Annotated in this window: 23 protein-coding genes, 1 tRNA gene and 1 pseudogene; 13 read left to right on the top strand and 12 right to left on the bottom strand. The window is 33.2% G+C overall.

The genetic code is table 11. The annotated features are described in order from the left end of the window. Positions 1-359: 359 nt before the first annotated feature. The 3 genes from BGO27_00705 to BGO27_00695 form a co-directional block, all read right to left on the bottom strand. Entirely contained in the window at positions 360-1,613 is a 1,254-nt protein-coding gene (locus BGO27_00705) for a hypothetical protein (GenBank protein OJV13678.1), read from the bottom strand. A 72-nt stretch (positions 1,614-1,685) separates the two neighbouring features. Continuing rightward, a complete protein-coding gene (locus BGO27_00700) occupies positions 1,686-2,306 on the bottom strand; it encodes a hypothetical protein (protein OJV13677.1) in 621 nt (206 codons plus the stop codon). Between the two features lie 19 nt (positions 2,307-2,325). Then, a complete protein-coding gene (locus BGO27_00695) occupies positions 2,326-3,171 on the bottom strand; it encodes a hypothetical protein (GenBank protein OJV13676.1) in 846 nt (281 codons plus the stop codon). A 147-nt stretch (positions 3,172-3,318) separates the two neighbouring features. On the opposite strand from BGO27_00695, the gene BGO27_00690 reads away from it, so the two are divergent. Continuing rightward, the gene (locus BGO27_00690) at positions 3,319-5,916 is read left to right on the top strand and encodes a preprotein translocase subunit SecA (GenBank protein OJV13675.1); all 2,598 of its coding nucleotides are present in this window, start codon (positions 3,319-3,321) and stop codon (positions 5,914-5,916) included. Positions 5,917-5,968: 52 nt separating this feature from the next. On the opposite strand, the gene BGO27_00685 is transcribed toward BGO27_00690, so the two are convergent. The 5 genes from BGO27_00685 to BGO27_00665 all read right to left on the bottom strand — a co-directional run bounded on the left by BGO27_00685 (position 5,969) and on the right by BGO27_00665 (position 10,576). Continuing rightward, entirely contained in the window at positions 5,969-6,826 is an 858-nt protein-coding gene (locus tag BGO27_00685; protein ID OJV13674.1) for a flagellar motor stator protein MotA, read from the bottom strand. Between the two features lie 66 nt (positions 6,827-6,892). Continuing rightward, on the bottom strand, positions 6,893-7,558 hold the full coding sequence (locus BGO27_00680) for a hypothetical protein (protein ID OJV13673.1): 666 nt from the start codon (positions 7,556-7,558) through the stop codon (positions 6,893-6,895). 17 nt (positions 7,559-7,575) lie between these two features. Beyond that, the gene (locus tag BGO27_00675; GenBank protein OJV13672.1) at positions 7,576-8,556 is read right to left on the bottom strand and encodes a hypothetical protein; all 981 of its coding nucleotides are present in this window, start codon (positions 8,554-8,556) and stop codon (positions 7,576-7,578) included. Positions 8,557-8,640: 84 nt separating this feature from the next. Further along, the gene (locus BGO27_00670) at positions 8,641-9,435 is read right to left on the bottom strand and encodes a hypothetical protein (protein ID OJV13671.1); all 795 of its coding nucleotides are present in this window, start codon (positions 9,433-9,435) and stop codon (positions 8,641-8,643) included. Between the two features lies 1 nt (position 9,436). After that, positions 9,437-10,576, bottom strand: coding sequence for a hypothetical protein (locus BGO27_00665; GenBank protein OJV13670.1), 1,140 nt, complete (start codon positions 10,574-10,576; stop codon positions 9,437-9,439). 88 nt (positions 10,577-10,664) lie between these two features. On the opposite strand from BGO27_00665, the gene BGO27_00660 reads away from it, so the two are divergent. From BGO27_00660 to BGO27_00650, 3 genes are read left to right on the top strand one after another with little or no spacing between them, the layout of a single operon-like run. Then, complete coding sequence (locus BGO27_00660) at positions 10,665-11,228, top strand: hypothetical protein (GenBank protein OJV13669.1); 564 nt, start codon at positions 10,665-10,667, stop codon at positions 11,226-11,228. A gap of 5 nt (positions 11,229-11,233) precedes the next feature. Continuing rightward, positions 11,234-12,295: a hypothetical protein gene (locus tag BGO27_00655; GenBank protein ID OJV13668.1), complete on the top strand. Its 1,062-nt coding sequence runs from the start codon at positions 11,234-11,236 to the stop codon at positions 12,293-12,295. A gap of 3 nt (positions 12,296-12,298) precedes the next feature. Next, positions 12,299-14,038, top strand: coding sequence for a single-stranded-DNA-specific exonuclease RecJ (locus tag BGO27_00650; GenBank protein ID OJV13667.1), 1,740 nt, complete (start codon positions 12,299-12,301; stop codon positions 14,036-14,038). Between the two features lie 10 nt (positions 14,039-14,048). Here BGO27_00650 and BGO27_00645 read toward each other — a convergent pair whose 3' ends face one another. The 4 genes from BGO27_00645 to BGO27_00630 form a co-directional block, all read right to left on the bottom strand. Continuing rightward, positions 14,049-15,365 (bottom strand): hypothetical protein, encoded by a 1,317-nt coding sequence (locus tag BGO27_00645; GenBank protein OJV13666.1) that lies wholly within the window; start codon positions 15,363-15,365, stop codon positions 14,049-14,051. Positions 15,366-15,376: 11 nt separating this feature from the next. Next, the gene (locus BGO27_00640; protein ID OJV13665.1) at positions 15,377-15,970 is read right to left on the bottom strand and encodes a hypothetical protein; all 594 of its coding nucleotides are present in this window, start codon (positions 15,968-15,970) and stop codon (positions 15,377-15,379) included. A 99-nt stretch (positions 15,971-16,069) separates the two neighbouring features. Continuing rightward, a complete protein-coding gene (locus BGO27_00635; protein OJV13664.1) occupies positions 16,070-16,684 on the bottom strand; it encodes a ribonuclease HII in 615 nt (204 codons plus the stop codon). Then, on the bottom strand, positions 16,681-17,466 hold the full coding sequence (locus tag BGO27_00630; protein ID OJV13663.1) for a prolipoprotein diacylglyceryl transferase: 786 nt from the start codon (positions 17,464-17,466) through the stop codon (positions 16,681-16,683). The genes BGO27_00635 and BGO27_00630 overlap by 4 nt, the downstream gene beginning before the upstream one ends. 50 nt (positions 17,467-17,516) lie before the next feature. Here BGO27_00630 and BGO27_00625 point away from each other — a divergent pair, with 50 nt between their 5' ends. From BGO27_00625 to BGO27_00585, 9 genes and pseudogenes are all read left to right on the top strand, one after another. Next, complete coding sequence (locus BGO27_00625; GenBank protein ID OJV13662.1) at positions 17,517-17,795, top strand: hypothetical protein; 279 nt, start codon at positions 17,517-17,519, stop codon at positions 17,793-17,795. A gap of 51 nt (positions 17,796-17,846) precedes the next feature. Beyond that, positions 17,847-19,067, top strand: a complete 1,221-nt coding sequence (locus BGO27_00620; GenBank protein ID OJV13661.1) for a hypothetical protein — start codon at positions 17,847-17,849, stop codon at positions 19,065-19,067. 83 nt (positions 19,068-19,150) lie between these two features. Further along, entirely contained in the window at positions 19,151-20,461 is a 1,311-nt protein-coding gene (locus BGO27_00615; protein OJV13660.1) for a hypothetical protein, read from the top strand. Between the two features lie 102 nt (positions 20,462-20,563). Then, a tRNA-Met gene (locus BGO27_00610) sits at positions 20,564-20,640 on the top strand. A gap of 238 nt (positions 20,641-20,878) precedes the next feature. Continuing rightward, positions 20,879-21,679, top strand: a complete 801-nt coding sequence (locus BGO27_00605; GenBank protein OJV13659.1) for a hypothetical protein — start codon at positions 20,879-20,881, stop codon at positions 21,677-21,679. A 219-nt stretch (positions 21,680-21,898) separates the two neighbouring features. Continuing rightward, entirely contained in the window at positions 21,899-22,099 is a 201-nt protein-coding gene (locus tag BGO27_00600; protein ID OJV13714.1) for a DNA-binding protein, read from the top strand. Further along, on the top strand, positions 22,089-22,382 hold the full coding sequence (locus tag BGO27_00595; GenBank protein ID OJV13658.1) for a hypothetical protein: 294 nt from the start codon (positions 22,089-22,091) through the stop codon (positions 22,380-22,382). The genes BGO27_00600 and BGO27_00595 overlap by 11 nt, the downstream gene beginning before the upstream one ends. A gap of 2 nt (positions 22,383-22,384) precedes the next feature. Next, positions 22,385-24,430 carry a hypothetical protein gene (locus tag BGO27_00590; GenBank protein ID OJV13657.1) on the top strand — a complete coding sequence of 682 codons (2,046 nt, stop codon included), beginning with the start codon at positions 22,385-22,387 and terminating at the stop codon, positions 24,428-24,430. Between the two features lie 224 nt (positions 24,431-24,654). After that, positions 24,655-24,865 (top strand): annotated as a pseudogene (locus BGO27_00585) (hypothetical protein).

The following is a 24,865-nucleotide window of genomic DNA, read 5'->3' as shown; positions in this document are numbered from 1 at the left end:
AATTGCATAGGCTTTAGTTTACTGGTAAATTTGAATAACTTACTAATTTAGTTAACTTTTTTTATTAACTTATATTTAGTAAATTTGCAATGTCTATGAATTTATTGATTAAAATATATATGTGCTAATAATTAAATTTTAATACTATTAATGACCAATATTAATTTGCTGTATTCATAGTGAATTAAGTTGAGTTTTGCACAGAAATAACGAGCGACATTTAGTAAAAACTACATTAGCGAGGAAATGACGCATGCAAACCTCAACTTAAAAAACTATAACTAAGTTTAATAGATAATTGGTACTACTATTACATATTTAATATAGCAGCAATACCAACTTAATTTAATGATATAGCCTTATTTTTTAAGGACAATAATAGATGCAACCGAATTGATAAAAGAAGTATTTTTATGATAATATGGATGATTTTCACCATATTCTAAAGTAGATATAAAAACCTTACCAGTAATATTTCTGCCTCTATTTTTACCAGATTCGGTTCTAACGCCCCATAAACTTTGCATAACTAAAGGCTTTTGCTGCATCACCCCCATATAAATGGTAATATGACCAGGCTTATATAATAAGGCTGAAAAAGGCTGTTGCTCGGAAATTACTTCTAATTTTTGAATATTGCTCATTTCTTTTAGATCAATAACATTTTTAGAATAATTGGCTATATCCTTGCTATTTCTTGGCAAATATAGTCCAAAAGAAGTATAGAAATCTTTAAGAAATTGTGAACAGTCTCTTGCACCTAAAAGTCCGCCCCAACCATATTCCTTGCCTATCATCTGGTTAGCTATCAGGCTTATATTATCTGAATTAAACTTTAGAACGTGGCTAGCTACATCTTTTGGTTTCGCAATCCATGTTAGCTTGTTATTAACAGGAATAAGTATATTTCCATCTTTTGAAGGAAAAAGCATTCCAAGCTTAATATATTCAACGAAACTACCATTATTTATTAATGGAACGTCATCTTTGATAGCTGGAACTAATTTATAAGACTGGAATTCTTCAGCTTGCAAATCACTAATTTTCATAACATGATCAGACCTCACAAAACCTAATGCCTTATCATTGCTAATTACATATGCCCAGGCTTTGTCTTTTGAATAGTGACTGATACGTACAGGAGTACCGATATATAAGTAACTTTCCTGAGCATAATCAAATGGATACCCCTCTCCTGCTTGCGCTGGATCTGCAAAATAAGGCTTATCAGTTGGAAGCGCTCTTAAATTACTATTTCTGGTAATTAAACCTTTTTTATTAACTAACAATAACGATGAAAAATCGGCATTATATTTATCTTTTTCAAATTCATCATTAGATCTTGGCAATAGATTCAATGAGTAAGACGAAGACAAATTATTTAAAACTTTTTGATAATAATCGACATAATAACTAATATCATTGTTAATTTGCCAAGCTGAATAAAATCCTGATAAGTCAGTATTTAAACTTAAAACACTATTATCAAAATTATAATCATCCAAGTTTTGTGATAATGTTAAACTATCCTTTACTTCATCAAAACTAGTAGTTTTATGATGCGAGCAAGAGGCAATTATCAGAGCAGAACATAAAGCAATTTTTGTATACATATTGAATACCATGAATAATAAATTAAGATTAATAGTATAGATTTAATTAATACTGTCCATTCCTATTTAAATCTATTCAACAGTTAGCGGCATTACAAAACGGTATTTTGGTAAATTAGGGTAATGCTTTGGAACAGCATCGAATTTTTTAAGCTTTTTTAGTATCTCTTTAAGCTCTTCATTAGCTTTTTCGTCGTCTTCTTCCTTAAGTAATTTATAATCTATAATTTGACCGTCACGATCTACACTGAATTCAAGCATAAATTCACCATAAAGATTCTCGTAACTATCAATATTTTGCTCTAAAACAAGGGCAACTCTTGAAGACATTTTTTCTTCATAGTCCCTTTTCATGTTATCTACTTCTTTTTGAGTCGGCTCCTTTGTTTCTTTAGTTTGAGTTTTTAGATCTTTATTTTTGGTAAGGCTCTTTGGTGTTTCATGTGCTTTTTTATGAGACAGCGGAGTTTTTTTGGTAATAGCTTCAGTAACAAAATTAATATAAACAATGCTTTCTTTCTTGATTTCCTGAACTTCAAATTTATTAAAATACAGGTCTAAAAACAAAGGCACAATTACATTAATATGAAAAAATATCGATATTAATATGAAATGCCATTTTTTTAGCACAATAGGCTTACTATCGATTAATCTCTCGATAGAAAGCCTATTTTTTAAACCTGCAAATTTCATAGCATACTTTTACGGTAAATTATTTGGAGCTTGAAGCAATTGTATTGGTGTTAATTTGAAGTTTATATGTAGCTTCTAAATCTTTTAAATATTGCTGTTTATATTCTTCAAATGTTTTGCCTTGTAAATAATTTTTCATGTTTTCAAATTGCGGAGCCTTTGGAACTGTTCTTGCCTCTATTTTATAAATAGCCCAACCTGATGTAGTCTCTACTGGTTTAGAAACCGTACCAACAGCCTGATTAGCCAGCACATCATCAAATGGTGTAATTACTTTTTTTGGAACAAAATGATTTCTTACCAATCCGCCATTAATAGAAGTATCCCTATCTATAGAATATTTCTTCACCATTTCCTCGAAATTTTTACCTGATTTATCAATCACAGCATAAACTTCCTGTACTTTATCAGGTGTCAAAACAATTTTACGATAATCAACTACTGCATTTGCCTGAATTTTTTTCACTTCTTCAGCATAAACTTTTTTTAGGTCTACTTTTTTAATATTTTGTTCAACAACATACCTGATAAAACTTTGTTCCATTAATGAACGCTTTAACTTATCAAGTTCTCTTTTCATTTGAGTAGTTTCTGTAAATGATGCTTTCTCTGCTTCTTTAAGAACAATTCTTCCCATAGCAATATTTTTTACTATAGATTCCTTAGTACTTGCTGGTATAGATTCATATGTTGGATAATTAGATGGCATAACTCCACCATTCATCATAACAAATTCTGTTAATAAATCTTCTTTAGATACAACCTGGTTATCGCCATAGGTTGCAAGAATATTTTGGTCTTCTGCAGCTATAGAAATATTTGTAGAAGACAATAATGTTAAAGTTGTTAAACAAAGAAACTTCATAAACAAACTACTCCAAAAATTAGGTTTACAAAATATTATTAAATTAAAATTTTTAAAAAATACAGTTTTTTCTGTATAAATACAAAAAATTTGTTTATAAGTGTTGTTTGATAACATTATAAAGATACGCAATTAGGAAATAAATCCATGGTTTTTGGCATTTTTGAAAAAATATTCGGTACAAAAAACGACAAAATTATAAAGCATTTTGCAAAAACAGTTAAAATTATTAACTCTCTTGAATCTAAATACATGTCTATGGATGACAATTTACTTAGAAATCAAACCGAGAAATTCCGTGACAGATTAAAAAATGAAAGTTTAGACGATATTTTACCCGAAGCTTTTGCTGTAGTAAGAGAAGCTGCTAAAAGAGTCTTAGGACAAAGACACTATGACGTACAGCTTATGGGCGGAATTGCGCTTCATAAAGGCATGATTCCAGAAATGCGTACAGGTGAAGGTAAAACTCTGGTATCAACACTACCTGCTTACCTTAATGCACTTTCATCTAAAGGCGTACACATTGTTACAACAAATGATTACCTAGCAAAACGTGACTCGGAATGGATGGGTAAAATACACGAATTTTTAGGCTTAACTGTTGGATGCATACTTAGCGGTATGAATGATGACGCCAGAAAAACAGCCTATAGCTGCGATATTACATACGGAACTAATAACGAATTCGGTTTTGATTATTTACGTGATAATATGAAATTCGATGCTTCAACATTTGTTCAGCGTAAACTAAATTACGCAATAGTAGATGAAGTTGACTCTATCTTAGTTGATGAAGCACGCACACCTTTAATTATTTCAGGTGCAACTGAAGACAGGTCTGATTTATATGTAAAAATTAACAGACTAATTCCAGCAATAAGCGATGAACATTATGAAAAAGATGAGAAAAGTCGTAATGTTCATTTAAACGAAGAAGGTATTAACTTTGTTGAAGAGTGGCTGGAAAGCAACGGAATGATGGAAGGCAGTCTCTACGATATTAACAACGTAAATACATTGCACCATGTTAATCAGGCTTTAAAAGCGCATAAACTTTTCCAAAAAGATGTGGATTACATTGTTAAAAATAATCAAGTCATGATTATTGATGAGTTTACTGGTCGTACAATGGATGGTCGCAGATATTCCGAAGGATTACATCAGGCCTTAGAAGCTAAAGAAAATGTTCCGATCAAAAACGAAAATCAGACTCTTGCTTCCATTACTTATCAAAACTATTTCAGGCTTTACAATAAGCTTTCAGGGATGACTGGTACTGCAATGACCGAGGCAGGAGAATTCCGTGAAATTTACAGACTGCATGTTGTTGAAATTCCAACAAATATTCCAGTAAAACGTGTGGATGAAGAAGATACAGTATTTCGTACCGAAGTAGAAAAATATAAAGCCATCATAAAGCTTATCAAAGAAAGAAATGAGGCAGGTCAACCAATATTAGTTGGAACTACAAGCATTGAGAAATCAGAACTTATTTCAACTATGCTCAAAAAGGAAAATGTTCCTCATCAGATACTTAATGCTAAATATCATGAACAGGAAGCTGAAATTATATCCCAGGCTGGTCGTAAGGGTGCTGTGATGATTGCAACCAATATGGCAGGTCGCGGTACGGATATTATGCTTGGTGGTAATATTCAGGTAAGAATTCAGAATGCTATTAAAAACATTTCCGATCAAAATGAAGCATCAAAGATTAAAAACCAGATTTTATCTGAGCATGATCAGGAAAAAAGAGAAGTTCTTGAGCTTGGCGGTCTTTTAGTTATCGGTACAGAACGCCATGAAAGCCGTAGAATTGACAATCAGTTACGCGGAAGATCAGGACGTCAGGGTGACCCAGGACGCACAATATTTTTCTTATCGTTACAAGACGATTTAATGCGTATTTTCGGCTCAGACAAGCTTGCAGATACCATGAAAAGACTGGGTATGAAAGACGACGAAGCAATTTCGCACCCTTGGGTGAGCAAAGCTCTTCAAAAAGCTCAGTATAAAGTTGAAGCTCGAAACTATGATATTCGTAAAAACTTACTTCGCTTCGATGACGTTATGAACGAGCAACGTATGGTAATTTACGAGCAACGCAGAAATATTATTAATAGCGAGAGTGTAAGTGATATCGTCCGCTCAATGATTGAAGAAAATGTTGAAGAAATGGTGCGTAATGCTACATATAATAAGCCAACCAGCGATATGTGGGCTTGGGATGAACTCGCGCAAAACCTTCATAATATGTTTGCAAACGAATTTGATTACTCTGAAATTAAAAGCAAACACGGCTTAGTACCTAATGATTTAATTGAATACTGCTTAAATTTCGCAAATGAAGCTTATGAAGCTAAACATACAGAGCATAAGCCGGAGGTTATGAATTTTGCTGAAAAACGCTTTATGCTTTTATCCTTAGATTATCTTTGGAAAGATCATTTACTTACCTTAGATCAATTAAGGTTTGGCATAGGACTTAGAGCATATGGTCAGAAAGACCCCCTAAATGAATATAAACGTGAGGCATTTGAGTTATTTAAATCAATGCTAGATCATTTAAGGGTTATGGTTGTTGAGCGTATCCTACATATGGAAATTTCTTATGAAAAACCTGAAGATGCTGCAAAAGAAGCTAAAAAAAACTTTGATACCAGCATTTCTCGTAACAGCATTTGCCCTTGCGGATCTGGTAAAAAATATAAACATTGCTGCGGTAATCTAGTCCCTGCATAATACAAAAGGCGCATTTTAAATGCGCCTTTTTCAATTAAACGATCACATTATATTAAATACTGCCCTGCGCAGTTTCTACTTCGGCAAATGTTGGCTGCAGATGGTGCGGAATAGATGCCCTGCCTACCTCAATTGAAATTTGTGGTGCGCTACCATGAAGGTGGGTTACGAATACTTTTTTAATAACGTCATAGAAGCAGCCTTCTTCTTCAGCAACTTCATTCATTTTACCTGCCATAGGGGCAACAAAACAATACGCCATAAATACCCCCAGGAATGTACCAGCAAGCGCACCACCGATCATGGCACCTAAAACAGCAGGTGGTTCGGTAATACTTGCCATTGTTTTGATTACACCAAGTACCGCAGCAACGATACCAATCGCAGGAAGTCCGTCAGCAACAGTCTGAAGTGAGTGCGCAGGATGCACAGCATCATGGTGATGTCTCTCTAGCGAAAAAGCAATTACATCTTCAACATGATAAGGATTATCCATATTCATAGTCATCATTCTTAAAGTGTCGCATATAAGGGTAACTGCAAAATGATCGTGTAATACTAGCGGATATTTTTTGAAAAGCTCGCTTTCCTCAGGTTTTTCTATCTGAGGCTCAAGCTCAACAAAGCCTTTGGTTTTAATAATTTTTATAATAGCAAAAAGGAGGGTCAATAACTGAATATAATCATCTTTCTTTCTTTTAGAACCCTTAAAAACCTTACCAAAGTTCTTCATTAACGCCTTACCAGTTTTACCCTTATTTGCAAGCATATAAGCACCCGCCGCCGCACCCGCAATAGTGGTAAGCTCAAATGGAAGGGCATACAAAATAATACCAAACTTACCTCCGGCAAGCATATATGGTAAAAATACGCATACAAATGTTATAACAATCCCAGCAATTCCAAGCATGATAATCTCTAAATCTAATATATAATTAATTATATTAAATTTTTAACTATTATGCAATATGTATAATTATTGTTTTGGTTCTTCAAAAATAAATTTTAGTTTAAGATGCATTTTTTCGGCTTCTTCCTGGTCAATTTCATGAATAACCTGCCCTTCCGCCTTACCATACACATATTTTAAATACAATTTATAATCTTCGCTTGCAAGTAGAAAAGCTTTTGTCCTTTTCACCTTATTTAATATAACAGTGTAATAACTGTATATGTCATCTAGGTAACACATATAGTCATAACCACCAAAATTATAGTTATTGTCCATAAGGGTTTGTTCAAGCTTTATAAGAGTATGCATATCGGCGTTTCTATATGCATGGTTTAGAATGTTGATAAGGTTAAGGTTATTGCTTTGACAAACTACCAGATGTAATTTTTTGAGTAGTGTTTTATACAAAGGCTTCAGATAATCTGATTGAATATAAGATATATTGTTATCTTCTTTATTGTCATTACTTTGTTTTAAAGTTAAATCATCGCTATTTCCAAACTGGTCAAACATTAGCGATAGTTCATCTATAAACTTTGTTGTAAAAGTTCTTAGCTGATTTTTAATAGATGCAATTTCCTGATTTATAATCTCAATTTCTGACAAAACATAAGCAATATACTGCTCGAGCCTTTTGGTTTCTTTTGAGATCTCAAGGTGAAATTCACCACTATTATCATTTGACTGCATCTAAAATTGCCAAAATATTATTTTTTTAATAATCCTATAATGGCATTGTATTGTGCGTCAAGTGTTGTTTTACATTTTTTCATCATTTCAAGTTCCAGGTCAGATTTTGTAACCTGTAAAATTTTATGAGCTTGCCTTGCTAAAAACTCAACAAGCTTACCTATACAGCTACCATTATCCCATACAGAACATGGCAGTTGAACCCTTGGGTTAAGGTCAATTTGCTCAATCATATAACATACTGCGTGCGCAGGACCCATAACAGATGACGCACCTGTAAGCTTAATAATATCATTACCTCTAAGCACTGTTTGCTTTCTGATAGCTTCAATTTGGTCTTCGTTAGCAAAATCTGTAAGCGGTCTTGCATTAACTGTCACCTGACTCATAATAGGAACCATTGCAGGACCATGTTCTCCAAGCGCAATACCTTCTATGATAGGGTTTGTAACTTCAGGATGGTGAATTTCCAGAAATTCTTTTACAGCGTTTTTAAGTCTCATAGTATCAACATATGAAACGCCCACGATTTTTTTAGCCACTTCTTCTAATTTTTTACCTGATACTTTAGCAACTTCTTCAATTAGATATCTAGCTAAAAAATCAATAGGATTAGTTACAATTAAAGTAAGTGCTTTGCTATTTTTGGATATTAACTCTGCGAAACCAGCAATAATCTTAGCATTTTTACCTGCCAGCTCTTCTCTTGTCTCTTCAGGGCTACTGCGTTTAGCACCAGCTGTAATTACAATGTAATCAACGTTACTCAGTTTATCAAGGTCATGAACCAGACATACACTTCCAGCCCCTGGTAGCTGCAATGAATCGTTGATATCCATCACAATACCCATTTTAGATAACCAGTAAGGACCCGGCTTGCCATCTACTTCGTGATATCTGTTATAAACAATAACGTCATGCCCTTTTAACGCCATTACTTCGGCAATATTAAAACCTATATCACCGGCTCCGATGACACCTACCGTACCTTTCTGCATTGTTACCTTGCTTACAAATTTATGTTAATTTCTATATTAACCTTATTATATAACAATAAATTAATTTGAAGCAAGTTCATTTACTTATTCGCGGGAAGTATCTACTTTTGTTAAATAATACTCTCTGGCTTTTGCGAGCCTTAAAAACCTTGCAAATGCAAAAATTGCACTATCTACAAAACCGTCAAATCCAAATAGAAAGTACCTGCGCAAAATATAAGCCTTAAAGAATGCAGCAAATAGCTCAAATACTATTCTCAACCTACCAGGAATACGATTTTTCATGATAAGGTCATTTGCCTGCACAGTGCTTACGAAATGCGCTTTCTCAACAGCCTGATCAATAGATATCAGTGACATATGATAAACAGGATGCTTAAGCTTACCAACAGGCTCTTTAGCATCTTTTGGGAATACAGAATCATGAGCAAGACCCGTAACTTTTTTAGCGCTAAAAGACGCATATTTCTTATTATAAAGCCTTATCGGACTGTTAGTAGGAGCAAATTTTGAATTATGTTTAGATATTCTATGAACAATCCTGATAGGAATTCTATAGCAATTAAATTCAGGTGATTCTTTTTTTAATATATTATAAATTTCACCTGCAAGCTCTGGGCTTAATGGTTCATCGGCATCAATATTTAAAATCCAGTCATGTGAACAAATCGCTTCACCAAATATCTTTTGTTTTTCATAACCATTCCATGAATTATAGACAAATTTATGTCCGTAAGATTTTACAATTTCTTCGGTACCATCGGTACTTCCGCTATCAACTACAATAACTTCAGATGCAATTGCTGAAATGCTATCTAATACTTTAGCAATACGTTTTTCTTCGTTTTTTGTGATTATAAATACTGAAAGCTTATGCATTTTATACTATATTTAAAAGTTCTTTATAAACTTTTATAGTATCAGCCTGCATTTTAGCAAGTGTAAAGTTTTCAATAATATGCTCTCTTGCTTTAATTCCCAATCTTTGTCTGTGCTTAGAATCCATAGTCATAATTTCATGAAGCCTTAGTGCAAGATCATCACTACTGCCCGATTCAAACAAGAAGCCTGTTTCTTCATCGATTATTGTTTCAATAGCCCCGCCTATATTACTGGCTAAAACAATCTTAGCCATAGACTGCGCTTCTATTGCAACCCTGCCAAATGCTTCGGGCTTTAGCGAAGGAATTACAACAATATCAGACACCATATAAATTGCCGACATATCAAATAAATGCTCAACAAATGTAACATTTCCCTCTAATCCTGCTTTTTCCACAACATCTTTAAGTTCTGAAAGATAGTTACTATGTCCTTTACTATCGCCCAATATTACTGCTCTATACTTGCTTTTATCAAGTTGCTTAAGTGCCTCGATAAATAACAAATGACCTTTCCAGCGGGTTACCCTTGCTGGTAACAATATTACCGATTTATCGCCTATATCATTAATATTTAAATTAACTTTTGCATTAACAATACGTTGCTCAGGTACGGCATATGGGTCAAAATGATGAGTATCCACACCCCTGTGTATCACCAAAGTACGCTCTAAAGCTTTTGGAAAATGCTTTGATATATATTCCTTAATGTAATTTGATACTGCAATAACTCTATCACCATATGTCATTACTTTATTATAGTGTTTTTTAATAAAATTGTGACCATACGTACCATGAAAGGTTGTTACAAATGGTATATTTTTAATTTTACAAGCTTTATAGCAACTCCACGCTGGCGCTCTGCTTCTTGCATGCACAAGGCTTACATTATAATTTTCTATAATTGCTAATATTTTTTTAATATTACTTCTAATGACAAAAGGGTTTTTTGAAGCAACGTTTAGGGTAATATGCATACCACCATGGTCTGTAATCTTTGACGCCATGGTTCCGCCGCTTGAGACAACTATAGAATTCATACCAGCTTTAACTATAGCTTCCGAAATTTCAACAGTGCCTCTTTCCACCCCACCTGAATATAAAGATGGGACAACTTGTAAAATTGTTATTTTTTTCATAACAAATCTCTATGAACTTTTTATTGCAATATATTTGTATGTGATAAATAGTATAATAACAATACAAAACTTATTATGCTAATAAATTATGATAAAATCTGATTTAATTATTATAGATACCGCAAAACTGGATGTGATACTAGATGTCAAATATGCAACTAACGACAATTTCGTTGGAACGCAAATATACCAGAAGCCAGTTGTTATGCTTCATATTAATGCTTATCAGGCACTGGAAAAAGCAGTAGAGTCTGCAAGTCGCATGGGTTATAAGCTTAAAATTTTTGATGGCTTTAGACCATTTGAAGCTCAGAAATTGATGTATGACGCTTTTCCAGGCTCAAATTATGTTTCAGACCCTGACAATGGAATTGCGACTCATACACGTGGAATTGCTATAGATCTTACACTGGTTGACCAAAATAATAATGAGCTAGACATGGGTACTGCGTTTGACTCATTTGAAGAAAGCGCCCATCATACAAGTTTTGAAGTTAGAGATGAAGTTTTAAAAAACAGAATGTTGCTACTTGGAATTATGACATTTGCCGGATTTGAATTTTATAAATATGAATGGTGGCATTATCAACTGCCAAATCCATATGATTACCCAAAGCTTCATGACAATGATGCACCTATAAGTATAATGTAATATATATGCTACTTAACCGTTATATTTCAAAATCACTCATTTACCCAATACTATTGGTAATCTTTACTTTTACCTTTTTAGTATGGCTTACGCAGTCACTTAGGTTTATTGATTTTATTGTGAACAAAGGCATAGATGTCGGTATTATTTTTACAGTAACTATGCTTATGATGCCAACTTTTATTAATATGGTTTTGCCCATTTCTGTTTGTATTGGAATAGTATTTTTCTATCATAAAATGATGAATGACAATGAAATTACAGTTATGAAATCGATTGGGCAAAATAATTTTGCTATAGCAAAACCTGGTTTATATGTCGCAAGCATTGCAACACTTATCGGCTTTGCGTTTAGCTGTTTTATTACACCTACATCAGCATCGACTTTTCAGGAGAAAAAGAGGTTTCTGCAACATAACTACGCAGCTATGGTGCTGCAGGAAGGGGTTTTTACTGAGCCGATTAAAGGGATTACAATTTTTATTGATCAAATTGAAAATAACTCAAACTTTAAAGGCATTTTGGTAAGTGACGAACGTGATGAAAACAAAGACGTTCTAATACTAGCGAAAGAAGCAAAAGTTGTGAATAATGGCGATCAGACCATATTTGAACTAACCTCGGGTAATCGTCAGGAAAAAAAGGACAATAAGATCAACGTATTAGCCTTTGATAAATTCCCTGTTAATATCAGTAATTTTGTTAAATCCAGCTATAGTCTTAATAAAGACCCCGAAGAAATGAATATTGTGGAATTATTTAAAAACCTTGATAAAGATAGCGATATTTATACAAAAATGATTTCTGAAATAAATAATCGTATTGCATGGCCATTATTAAATATCACCCTAAGTTTGGTTGCGTTATCTATTTTACTTAAGTCTAAGAATTCTCGTTATGGATATTTTAAAAATGTATTTAAAACTTCCCTTGCCGCAACCGTTGTAACGGCAGGCATTGTGCTTTTAGTTATGTTATCAGCCAGGAATATTAATCTTGTCCCACTTATTTATGTATACCTGCTTTCGGTATCATCTGTAAGTATGTGGCAACTTCAAAAGAATTAAAATATGTTATCTGTTAGAAAAATAAAGTGGCAACAAAAACACCTGGACGATAGAAGTCTTGCGTTTCTGATGCAAAAATTTGCCTTAAACGATATATCTTCGCGCATTATTCTGGCTCGTAATGATAATGTTGAGAAAATAGATAACTATTTAAACCCACAAATTCGTACCGATCTTCCTGACCCTTTCCATTTAAAAGATATGGAAAAAGCTGCCAATAGAATAGTTGATAGCATATATAACGGTGAAAAAATCGTGGTTTTTGGTGATTATGACGTAGATGGCGCGACATCTAGCGCATTATTTGCCAAATATTTCAAAATGATTGGCTATACAAACTTTGAAGTATACATTCCCGACCGTATAAAAGAAGGATATGGCCCTAACTCTAATGCATTCCGCAAATTTGCTGAAAATGATGTAAAGCTTATTATCACGGTTGATTGCGGTACTTTATCCTTTGAACCTATTGAAGTTGCAAGCAGTCTTGGTACAGATGTTATTGTCATAGACCACCATTTAAGCGATGTTACATTTCCTAAAGCCTTAGCTATTGTTAACCCAAACCGCTTTGATGAAACATCGCCCCATACAAATTTAGCAGCAGTTGGGGTTAGCTTTTTAGCACTTGTTGGCATTAACAAAATACTAAGGCAAAAAGGATACTTTGATACAGTTAAAGAACCAAACTTACTTTCACTCCTTGATATTGTTGCCCTTGGCACAGTCTGCGACGTGATGACCCTTACAGGCGTTAACCGCACATTTGTAGCGCAAGGACTTAAGGTCATGGCGAGCCGTACAAATAAAGGGATTACCGCACTTGCCGATGTTGCAGGCATAGACTGCCCCTCCTCCACATATCATTTGGGCTACGTTCTAGGTCCCAGAATAAATGCTGGCGGTAGGGTTGGTGAATCTTACCTCGGTATGAAGCTTTTATCAGCCGATACCTATGAAGAAGCATATGAGTATGCTGTGAAACTTGATAAGTTTAATAGCGAAAGAAAATCTATCGAGCAACTGGTTTTAGATGAAGCCTTCATGCAGGTTGAGGAAAAAGTTAGCAACCAGCCCCTAATATTTGCATGCGGTGACAACTGGCACCCTGGAGTTATCGGCATTGTCTGCGGGCGCATCAAGGAAAAATACAATAAACCTACTGCTGTTATTAGTTTTGACAAAGATATTGGCAAAGCATCCGCAAGATCCGTAGTTGGTGTTGATATAGGAGCTGGAATAGTTTCCGCTAAAAATGACGGTCTTTTACTTGCAGGTGGTGGGCATGCAATGGCAGCTGGCTTTACGGTAGAGCGCCAAAAACTTGATGATTTATACATGTATCTTGCCGAGAAAGTAGCAAGCGCAAACCTAAGCGAAGAATTCGTTATGTGCTATGATGCAGATATAGCGGTAACAGGTGTAAACCTTGAGCTTGCAAAACTGATTAAAATAGCCGAGCCATACGGCAATGGCAACCACGAGCCGTTATTTAAAATCAATAACGTTAGAATTGCCAAAGCCGATGTTCTAAAAGGCTCTACAGTTAGGGTTCTGCTTGCAGATAGCCAAATGTCAAGCAGCTTGGTTAAAGCGATGGCGTTTAGAGCAGCAGATAGTGAAATCGGAAGATTTCTGCTCACTCATAAAGGAACATGCGATATTATAGGAAAAATTTCAGTTAGCACCTGGAACGGTAGAGAATCAGCGGAGTTTTTTATTGAGGATTGTATTCAGAATTAAGGTGTGAAAATTAAATATAATAGTCATCATAATACTTTATTTGTGGGATAGAATAAATCATATTTGGATTGTAATTCTCAATCCCAAACAGATGCTGATAGACTGGTAAAATTTCCTCATTAACTTCATTAGGGATTACCTGACTGAACTTAACGTACCCATTGCTGTATTTCATATTGGGGGATTCAAAATACGCTCCAATATCGCGAATATAACCATTCTCATCTGTAATAGTAGACTTTGTATAAAATATTTTATTTAAAACCTTCCAATTTGCTGGTAACTTTGCTATTTGCTTATTAGCAAAATAAAACTTGTAATAAACTGCTTCACGAATAACATTGCACGGACTGTCAAATTTACTAAGCATACTAATAACATTTTCAACTGAATTCTCGGAACATAATTTTTTAATATAATCAAAATCATCTTTACTCATTATAAACTCTGCTTTAAATGGATAATATTGATCATTAGAATATTCAAAAGAATTATTAGCTAAATCTATTTTAGACATGTACTTTCCTGAGCCACTTTTTGAAACATCTGTTAAAATATTTTTATAAAAATTTTTAAAAACCTCAGCTAAAAATGCTGACTGTTTTATATCCGTTTTAATGTTCTGTTTTTGAAGCTGACTAAACACCATGTCACATTTAAGATCTAAGTGGTCATTCAATGTAATCTTGACCGAATCGTCAATATTTTCCATGTTATTAACATCAGGAGCTAACATTTCCGCTTCAGCATCACGCCTTGCCTGCATACCCGTGTAGTCTGCTTTAATTTTATCTACGCAATTATTTTTAACTTCAAATACGGCTTGTTTTAAAAATTCTTTATTGCCAGTATCTACATATTTCTTTAAATACTCACGAAGTGGCTGACCAGCTTTTAAATATATGTAACCACTATTGTAAAATATATCTTCAATTGCTAATTTTTCATTGTACCTAAGCTTATTTTTCCATGCCTCTTTACCAAACATAACTTTCAATTCATCTTCTCTAGTTTTAACTGAAAAATCGAATAATATTTTAATTTCACCGTCGCTTAAATCCCTATTCCCATCATAAACATCCTGAAACGGCACTTCCATGCCAACTTCATCGAAAGCTGCATCCCACTCTCTTTTTGCTTCACCTCGATCCATATTAAAACCAATACCAACAGTTTTATTTTTTCTACTATCTAAATATACATGTGATCTTACCTTTTCATTAAGCTTAAAAAATTGATATCTTACTAATTTATAATCTTCATCATTCATCTTGTAATTTTTTAGCGTTTTTTTAAATTGTTTTATTTCATTCATTGAACTTGTCATTATTATTTATCCTAATCTATTATTTTACCTGTATCTATTTCTTCCATTGTTACTGCATCGTTATTAAGCCAATAAACCTTTATATTTTTACAATCTGCGGGTTTTATTTTTTTGAAGTCACACCTTTTTGATATGTAAACACTACTATATGCTGAATATGATCTTATTATCTTACCCCATACAATCATGTCCGTATAACTTTTCTCAATAATATTTTTCTTAAATTTTTTATTAAAAATGAAATCGAATTTCTCTAAAAATTCTTCCTTATTTTTAATCACCATAAGCTTTACATCTCTTTCCCTGTCATCCGGCGCTACAAATTTATTTAAGTGAAATAAATCAAGAGGATAATCCATCATGTCAGCTAGTTTTTCCTTATCATTGTTTTTCACTGCATTTTGAAATTCAAACCAAAATTCTTTAACCTTGTACCAATCTTTTCCAAATGCTTTATAAAGCTGTAAATCCATGCATTCTTCGTAACTAAAACCTTCGCTATATTTACACTTTTCATAGTCAAAAGGCTTTAACTTCGATTTATCCTCAGCGCACGCTGCTACAGCAAATATTATTACAGCAAACACCATCTTTATTAATTTCATATATATATTTAACCTAAATGAGATAAGAAAAAAGAATTTTCTACCCAGGGTATTAGCATGGGTATTTTTAGGCGTCAAGAGGGGTAAGTGAAAATAAATTTAAAATATTAGTTCAAATTGATTTTTGAGAAGTTTAACAGGGGCAAAACTATGACGGTGAACACCTTTTATAGCCCCATATTTATTCAGCATTTGCATATGTAAGGCCGTAGGGTAACCTTTATGTTTATCAAATGCATAATGCGGATATTGCTCATGAAGCTGCAATAACATTCTATCACGGGTAACTTTAGCAATAATTGAAGCTGCTGCGATACTGATACTTTTACTATCACCCTTAACAATCGGTAAAACCTTTTGATTTTCACCTAAATTAAACGCAATATTTCCATCAATTAAAGCAATACTCGCGCTTACTCCTAATTCACTATATGCCCTTTGCATTGCAAGCTCTGTAGCACGTAATATGTTTATATTATCAATCTCTTCAGCGGATACTATACCAATCCCTACTTTGGCGTTTTTCATGATGATATCATAAAGCTTCTCTCTTTTAGCTTCCGATAGTTTTTTAGAGTCGTTGATCTCTTTGGGAAGATTATCATTATAAAGAACAGCACTAGCTACAACTGCACCTGCAAGTGGGCCTCTACCTGCTTCATCAATGCCAATTGCTGAAAAGCCGTATTCTTTTTCAATTTCATTAGATATCATGTTTTTTTACCGGATTTTAACACAAGATATATGCCAGCTATTATCATTGGTATACACAATATTTGCCCCATTGTAAGGTTTCCTATATATCCAATGTGAAGATCTGGCTCACGGAATAGTTCTGCTATGCTTCGGAATATACCATAACCTATTAAAAATGCACCAGATAACGCTTTTTGTTTTTTATAAATATCTGTTTTGTAATATAAAACGTTAAGTAATGTATATAAAACAACACCTTCTAAGAAGGCTTCATAAAGCTGACTTGGGTGACGCGGAATCTTGCCTCCATAAGGAAATATTACCCCCCACGAACCATCTGTTGGTCTTCCAAAAAGCTCACCATTGATAAAATTGGCAATCCTGCCTAAAAATAAACCTATAGGTCCCACTAGTACGATTGCATCTGCCATCTTCCAAAGCTGAATTTTATACTTTTTACAATATAGAAATATTCCTAAAATTAGACCTATTAACCCTCCATGAAAAGACATCCCCCCTTCCCATGTTTTGAAAATATCTATAGGATCAGACAAATATTCCATTGGCTTGTAAAAAAATACGTACCCTAAACGCCCACCTAGTATTATCCCTACAATTGAATATACTACGATGTCATCAATATTCTTATCACTTGTAAGTCCTTCTTTTTTATTGATTTTTTTAAGCTGCCAAACCCCAAGTATTATGCCAATAGCATAGGCTAAACCATAGTAGGTTAGCTTTAAAGTTCCGAAATCGATTAATACTGGATTAATATTATGTAAAAAAATGTTTGTCATATGTTTTATCTTTATATATTATGGCAAATGAATAATACTTTGGTTCTGTTATGTCAGGCAATGATTTTTTTAATGAATTACAAAAACTTACAGCAAGTGCATTTAGCACCGTAACTGGTTCGGCTAAACATTTTGAAGAAATGTTTAAGCATAATCTTGAAGGCGTGCTTAGAAAAATGGACTTTGTAAAACGCGAAGAGCTTGAAATCATGCGCGAAGCACTAGCAAAATCAATTGAAAAACAAATGATTTTAGAGCAAGAGCTTAAAGACCTTAAGGTTAAACTAAAATCTGAAGATGAAAAAGAACCCACAAGGGTAGCTGATTAACAGTTTTTTACTACTTTTTCTATAAATACCAGATTTTCAAGGACTTTTCACATGATTAAATATTCAAGGTCATACTTTGTATGGCTTATTACCATGGCATTTTTCGCCTATCAGTTTGTACTACGCAATACTCCAGGTCTAATGATCGATGAGCTTATTGGCAAGTTTAGCATTTCAGCAAGCGAATTTGCTATGTTTTCTTCAAGCTTTTATTTAGCATATGCTTTAATGCAAATCCCAGCAGGAATTATACTAGATAAGTTTAACATCAGGTATGCAATTCCAAGCTTAGTTCTTACATTTATAGCTGGAAGTTTTATTTTTATTTCAACAGACAATTTTTACATTGCTGTTTTAGGTCGTATACTTATGGGTGTTGGCGCTACCGCAGGATTTTTAGGCGGCGCTAAAGTAGTTAGCATGATGTTCCCAAAATCATATTACAGCATTATGATATCCATGACATTTACGCTAGGTTTCTTAGGCGCAATTTACGGCGGCAAACCAATGAGCTTATTACTTGCAAGCTATGGTTCTTATAACACATTTATATACTTTATAATTGGCGGCATTGCTATAAGTCTGTTAGGCTTAATATTCTTAAAAAGTACTAAAGAAACCAGCGAAACAGCCTTTAATTTAAAAGATATTGTGGCTCATATAAAAAACAAAAATATACTGCTTACTGCTATATTTGGCGGATTTATGATGGGATCAACCGAAGGATTTGCAGATGCATGGGGCATTAAGTTTATTTCATCTAAATTCGATATGTCCATTTCTGATGCATCTTTAGTAGTATCAATGGTTTATATGGGATTATGCTTTGGAGGCCCTATATTAGCATGGCTTTCTGAAAAATATTCTGATAATTACAGAACTACAATATATTCTGGTCTTATTATGGGGGCTTTATTTTTAGTATTAGTTGCAGACTTTGATTTATCTTTATATCAGCTAATCATAATTACTCTTATCATCGGTATTTTTACAGGATCTCAGGTGCTTATATTTAGTATAACCAACTCATTTTGTATCGAGCGATATGCAGGAATAACATCTGCAATTACTAACTCTATAGTAATGTCATTTGGTCTTATTATTCACCAGATGATAGGTTTTATTCTGGATATGTTTGGTGTTGTTTCCCGCCCTGATGGCAGCTTCTGTATGAGTTCTCTTGGGTTTGATGCTGCTATTAGTATCATTGGCATTTTTATGTTCATCGGAAGCCTTGGAATTTACTGGCTATATAGGAAAAATAAGGCTTAATTCCAATAAAATTTTATCCGCTTGACAGCTATACAACAATCTTCAATTATTAGTTATATAACTTTAAAAACAGGATTATATATATGAAATCAGAAATGACGATTGAAGAGCGTTTAAAAGCAAGTTTAATTTGTACTGCCGTAGGTGATGCACTAGGTGCAGGCGTTGAAAACTGGAAGCTTAACGAGATTTTAGCAAAATTCCCTGAAGGTGTTACAGAATATACCAGAACTCCAAGACCAAACAAGCCTTCAACAAATGGTAATCCTGGTGATGTAACAGACGATACTGCAATGACAGCATGCATATTAAGCGGAATTAATAAAACCTTAGCTCAAATTAATGATATTCATAATACACCTTATTTACTTAAAACCCATGCTGCCAATTTTTCATTTAGAGGCGGGGAAGAAGAGCTAAATAAAAATCCAAGACAAGTTCATATTGACGCACTACTTAGAAATATGTTCAACGCTTTCCTTTATTGGGGTAAAAGCCAAACTACTTATTCTAAAGTATCAGGTAAAGATATAGCAACACCAGATACAAACTGGGACAAACTGCCTGCTTTTAATGATACATTTGGTGCAGGTGACGGAACTATCAAAATTTTAAAACAAAACAAAATGGGTACACTTGAACATTTAACCGAAAAAGCCCCCGAAGATATTGAGCCAGGAAAGTCCAAGTATCCAGAAGGATGTGGAGCACTGATGAGAGTTGGTCCAGTAGGCATTTTCTGCGCATATTTCCCAGAGTTTGATGCCTTTAATTTGGGTGCAAGATCAGGAGCTATTACACATGGCGATGCAACATCTTATATTGCTGCAGGTATTTGGGCTGAACTTATTGCAAGCGTTATTAAGGAAAATATATCTATCGAAGAAGCGGTTACATCTTCTATAGACCTTACCAAGCTCCGCTGTAAAGTAGAAGCAAACGCAGAAAAGCGTGCTGGTTATGATAACTGCCTAAAAGCTATTGATATTGCAGTAAAATACGCAAACAATGCTAGCTTATTAAGTAACCATGAGACAGTAAATGCTTTAGGTAAGGAATGTGGCGCAAGAAGTTTATTTGCCTCTGCCCCAGTTCTTGCACAAGCACTTTATGCAGCTTTAGTTCATGAAAAATATGGAATTTCCACTGATAAAGCACTAAGCATTGCAGTTACTCAAGATGGCGATAGTGATTCAGTAGCAGCAGTTGCTGGAAGTTTAATTGGCGCAAGCAAGGGATATAGCGCTCTTCCTAGTGAAAAACTAATTAATGGCTTAAATTCTAACCATCGAGCTGCACTAAAAGCTATGTCAGAAGAATTTGTAAAATCTGCCGAAATTACAAAAGCAAAAGGTGCTTTAAATTTACAAACTCCAGAAATGGCAAAATTTTAAGTATAAAGGGGGGAGCATATAGCTCTCCCCTTACTTTTTATTTTAAAAACTCATAAAAGCCCTTGACAAAACTAATATTTTGGTTATTATGACCTTTACTAACGCGGGGTGGAGCAGCCCGGTAGCTCGTCAGGCTCATAACCTGAAGGTCGTCAGTTCAAATCTGGCCCCCGCAACCAAGTATTTCCTAGGCATTTCGCCGATTCTAAAATTTCATAAAATTTTCTGGTGCCGCACTGGTGCCGCAATCAAACGAAAGTTTTGCCATTTATGCTTATGTAGAAAGTTTAGAATATGATGACAACTGCATATAGTATATTTATGAATTTTTATTAAGTTATAAAATCTATATGTATACTAGTTAATCCTCAATAATTTTGATATAAATAGCCAAATTATAAATAAGAGAGGTTAATTATGTTAAAGAAGACAAGCAAAGCAATAAAAATTCTCCATTCACCTGATTATGTTCTAACTCAACAACTTCAAAACGTTTCTATGATTAATGAACCTTTATACGGTTTTTCCACCAATTTAGAAATTACTGAAATATTAGAAACATTCGATAGTGAGTGCCTTAGGCTAAATAAAGAAGTTAATAATAATGATAAAAATCAAATAATCATAGCAATAAAGTTATATCTTGAAGAATATTTTTGCAACTATATGAAAGATAAAAAAATCAACTATTTAAAGGCAAATCAAGATTTTATGCGTCTTGATTTAACAATGTATTTTACAGCATGGTTTGAATCTTTAAGATACAAACACCTTCTTTTAGAGGAAATTTTTAATAATAATTTTGTGGAATTATTTGATTGCGAGAAAAACATAATAAAAGAAATCATTAATGATTCATACAAATTCCAAGAGAAATTAGATATAATGATACATTATTTCAATAATTTATCCAATAATAAGATTGAATTTCAACAAAAGAAGAAAGTACCTGACATATATCTTGAGAATTTTGTTTTAAATATGATGAAAATTTATGAGAAGTATTTTGGTTATGTTAAAGGTAAACGTACACAAGAGGATAATGAATCTGATTCAGATTTTGGTTTATTCTGTAAAGCATTTTTCAAAATAATAGAGCCAAATATTAGAGAGGTATATAAACAGACGCATGGCAAATGTAATACAAGTTTTTTTACACATTTAAGATCTGTTGTGAGACGATTAACAGAATCAAAAAATAAAAAGAATAAATTATAAAAAATTTTTTAATATCAGTCTTATACTTTTTTAAATGCCAAAAGTAATATTAAAAAGGTATAAGACTGTGTTTTATAACCTCTATATAAAATTATGTGTAAGTTTAATAAACGCTTACATATATTAACTAATATTGAGGTTATCATGACTGATAAACGACTAGACACTAACAAGTTAGATTCGTCAAAACTAATGTTTAAGTTAAATAAACTTAAATCTATTAATCAAACCCTTTTAGATTCAAAGCAAGTTGCAGAACTACTTAATCTAAAAGAAGGATCACTGTCTGTATGGAGATGTACCAAAAGGCACCCATTAAAATATGTTAAAATTGGTAGATTAGTCAGATATAGGCTATCTGATATAGAAGAATTTCTTAACAATAATACATATTTAAGTGAGGTTAAAAATGACAAATAACCTCTATTCCAAAATAAAACAGATTCGTCCAGAAGAGTACTACTCATCAAGACTTAATAACTTCAAATATAAAAATAAAAGAGGCGAATGGTATAATGGGGGCTTATGCCCTTTCCATAATGACCATCGTGACGGTAGTTTTTTTATTAACCTAAAATCTGGTGCATTTAAGTGTCATTCATGTGGCATTGGAGGAAGCAACATAATCTCCTTTGAGATGCAGTTAAATAATATTGAATTTAAAGAAGCTATTAACCAAATAGCTTCTAAATGGAGGGTATAATAATGCAAAATTATGATATTCCCCAAAAATATAAAGACAAAAAATTAGTTAAGTCTTGGCTTTATAATGATAACATACTCGTGGCAAGGTATGAAAATCATAATGGTGACAAAGAGGTATTGCCTTGGATTAAAAAAAATGATGAGTGGGTAAATAAAGCACCTTCTGTACCTTATCCTATATACAACTATTTCAATTTAGACATGTGCGCTAATAAAAAAGCCGTATACATTGTAGAGGGGGAAAAATGTGCATCAGCTTTAATATCTTTAGGTTTAAATGCTACAACTTCTTTAGGTGGGGCAAATGCTGCCCTAAAAAGTGATTGGAGCATTATATCAAAATTTGAAAATATTTATATTTTGCTTGATAATGATGAACCAGGCTATCGTTATGCACATGATTTAGCAATGAAGCTATTCTCCCTTGGAAGTTCTCCTGAAAATATATATCTTATTTATTTACCAGATTTGGCGGAATCTGAGGACGTAGTAGACTGGATAAAAAAAGAACTTCCTTATTGGGATGAATATAGTAAAATTCCTGAAGAATCTATCAAATGCATCAGAGATATACTCGTACCAATTATAAAAGAAAATGCTAGAAGTTCAATAGAATTATGGGAAGATTTACCTACAAATATTAATATTCAATTACCTGAATTTAATGTTAAGTTACTTCCAGAACTCTTGCAAGAATATGCTGAAAGTCTAGCTAATGAATTTGAAGTTTCACATTCATTAGTAGCTCTGGGTATATTGAGTATTATTTCTGCTGCTGCCAATAAACGTTTTGTAATTACACCTAAAAATAATTGGGAAGAACCTATTAATACATATACTGTGATAGCTCTTCCTCCTGCTAATAATAAAAGTTCTATTCTTAAGAATCTAATCAAGCCAATTATAGATTGGGAGCAAGAGCAAGCCTTAATTTTGGGTCCTAAGATTAAGCTGCAGACTTCTGAATATAAAACTAAGCACATGAAGATAGATAAAATTAGAAAGGACATGATTAAAGTTAATAAACCAGAGCAAATTATTACTTTAAAAACCGAGCTTGAACAGCTAGAGCAATCATTAGTTTTGCCTGGTGTTTTACCTCAAATTTTTGTCAATGACACCACTCCTGAAGCGTTATCTACAACTATTTTTGAACAAAGCGGTAAAGGAGCTATTATATCAGATGAAGGTGGAATAATGGAGACTTTATCTGGCTTGTATAGTAGCGGCAGAGCAAATGTTGATATTTTGCTTAAGGGCATAGATGGAGGGAGTGTCCGAATCAAAAGAAAAGATAGGTCTTTAGACCTAAATCCTTATTTATCGATATTAATGTTAGTTCAGCCCGAAATTTTAAAGAATATTCAAGAAAAGTCTTCATTTAAAGGCAATGGGTTTCTTGAAAGATTTTTATATTTAATACCTGAAAGTAAGGTAGGTAAACGAACGCTCAGTTCTTTAGAAGTACCTGAAGAACTCAAGTTACGATATAACCAAATAATAAAAAATATATTAAATCTTGAAGATTCTGACGCGCCAATAAAGTTAAGTTTATCAGAAGATGCTCAGGATGAATTTATGACATTTCGTTTATACATTGAAAAAGAGTTGGGATCAGAAGGCAGCTTACATGAATATCGTGAATGGGGCGGTAAAATATGTGGCTATACTTTAAGAATTGCAGGACAGTTACATATCACTGAGTATTTGACGACCCACAAGGTGATAATAAGCCTTAAAACTATAAAAAATGCTATTGAAATTATTAAAAATCTTATTCCTCATACCAAATATGTATATGGCCTTAAAGGTAAAAATCAAATTGAAACTGATGCTCATACGATATTGGAATGGATCAAAATTAGTGGTATTAGACAATTTACAAAAACCGAAGTTGTTAATAAATTCAAAAATAGGAGTATACATAAGTCTAATAGATTAGATAAAGGGTTGAATTTTTTATGCGAAAATCATTTCATAAAACAAATTAAAGATTTATCTACTAAAAAACCTACTGAAATTTTTATAGTTAATCCTAAACTATAAAATAAATTAACTAGCAGTTTTTATACATTGCTTTAATAAGAATTTGAGGAAAAAGAGGAATTTGTTATTTTATTTTTGAATAAATTCTTCAAATTCCTCAAATTCTTGTGGTTCATAAAACTAATTTTCTAAATATGCATTTAGTTTTCCTTAGTTAAATTCTCTATAAATTGATGTATAATATACTCAATATAAGCATTAAAATTTAGTTAACGGAGGGAAATGTGAGGAAATCTAATAATCCAGCTGGAAGGCCAAGGAGTAGATCTGTTATCTCTGAACTCTCCATAAACATAGGTGATATGCCAGAGTTTACAGCTTTATCTATACTTGGCTTTAGTAACGAAAAAATACGTCAAATATACGGTTATTCTAACGATACTTTTTATGGCAAGTTATTGAAACAGCCAATAGTACAAAAGCTTTTACAAGACG

Source organism: Alphaproteobacteria bacterium 33-17, assembly GCA_001897445.1.
GTDB lineage: Bacteria > Pseudomonadota > Alphaproteobacteria > Rickettsiales > 33-17 > 33-17.
The sequence above is the reverse complement of the archived record's forward strand: the minus strand, read 5'-3'. Positions and strand labels throughout refer to the sequence as shown.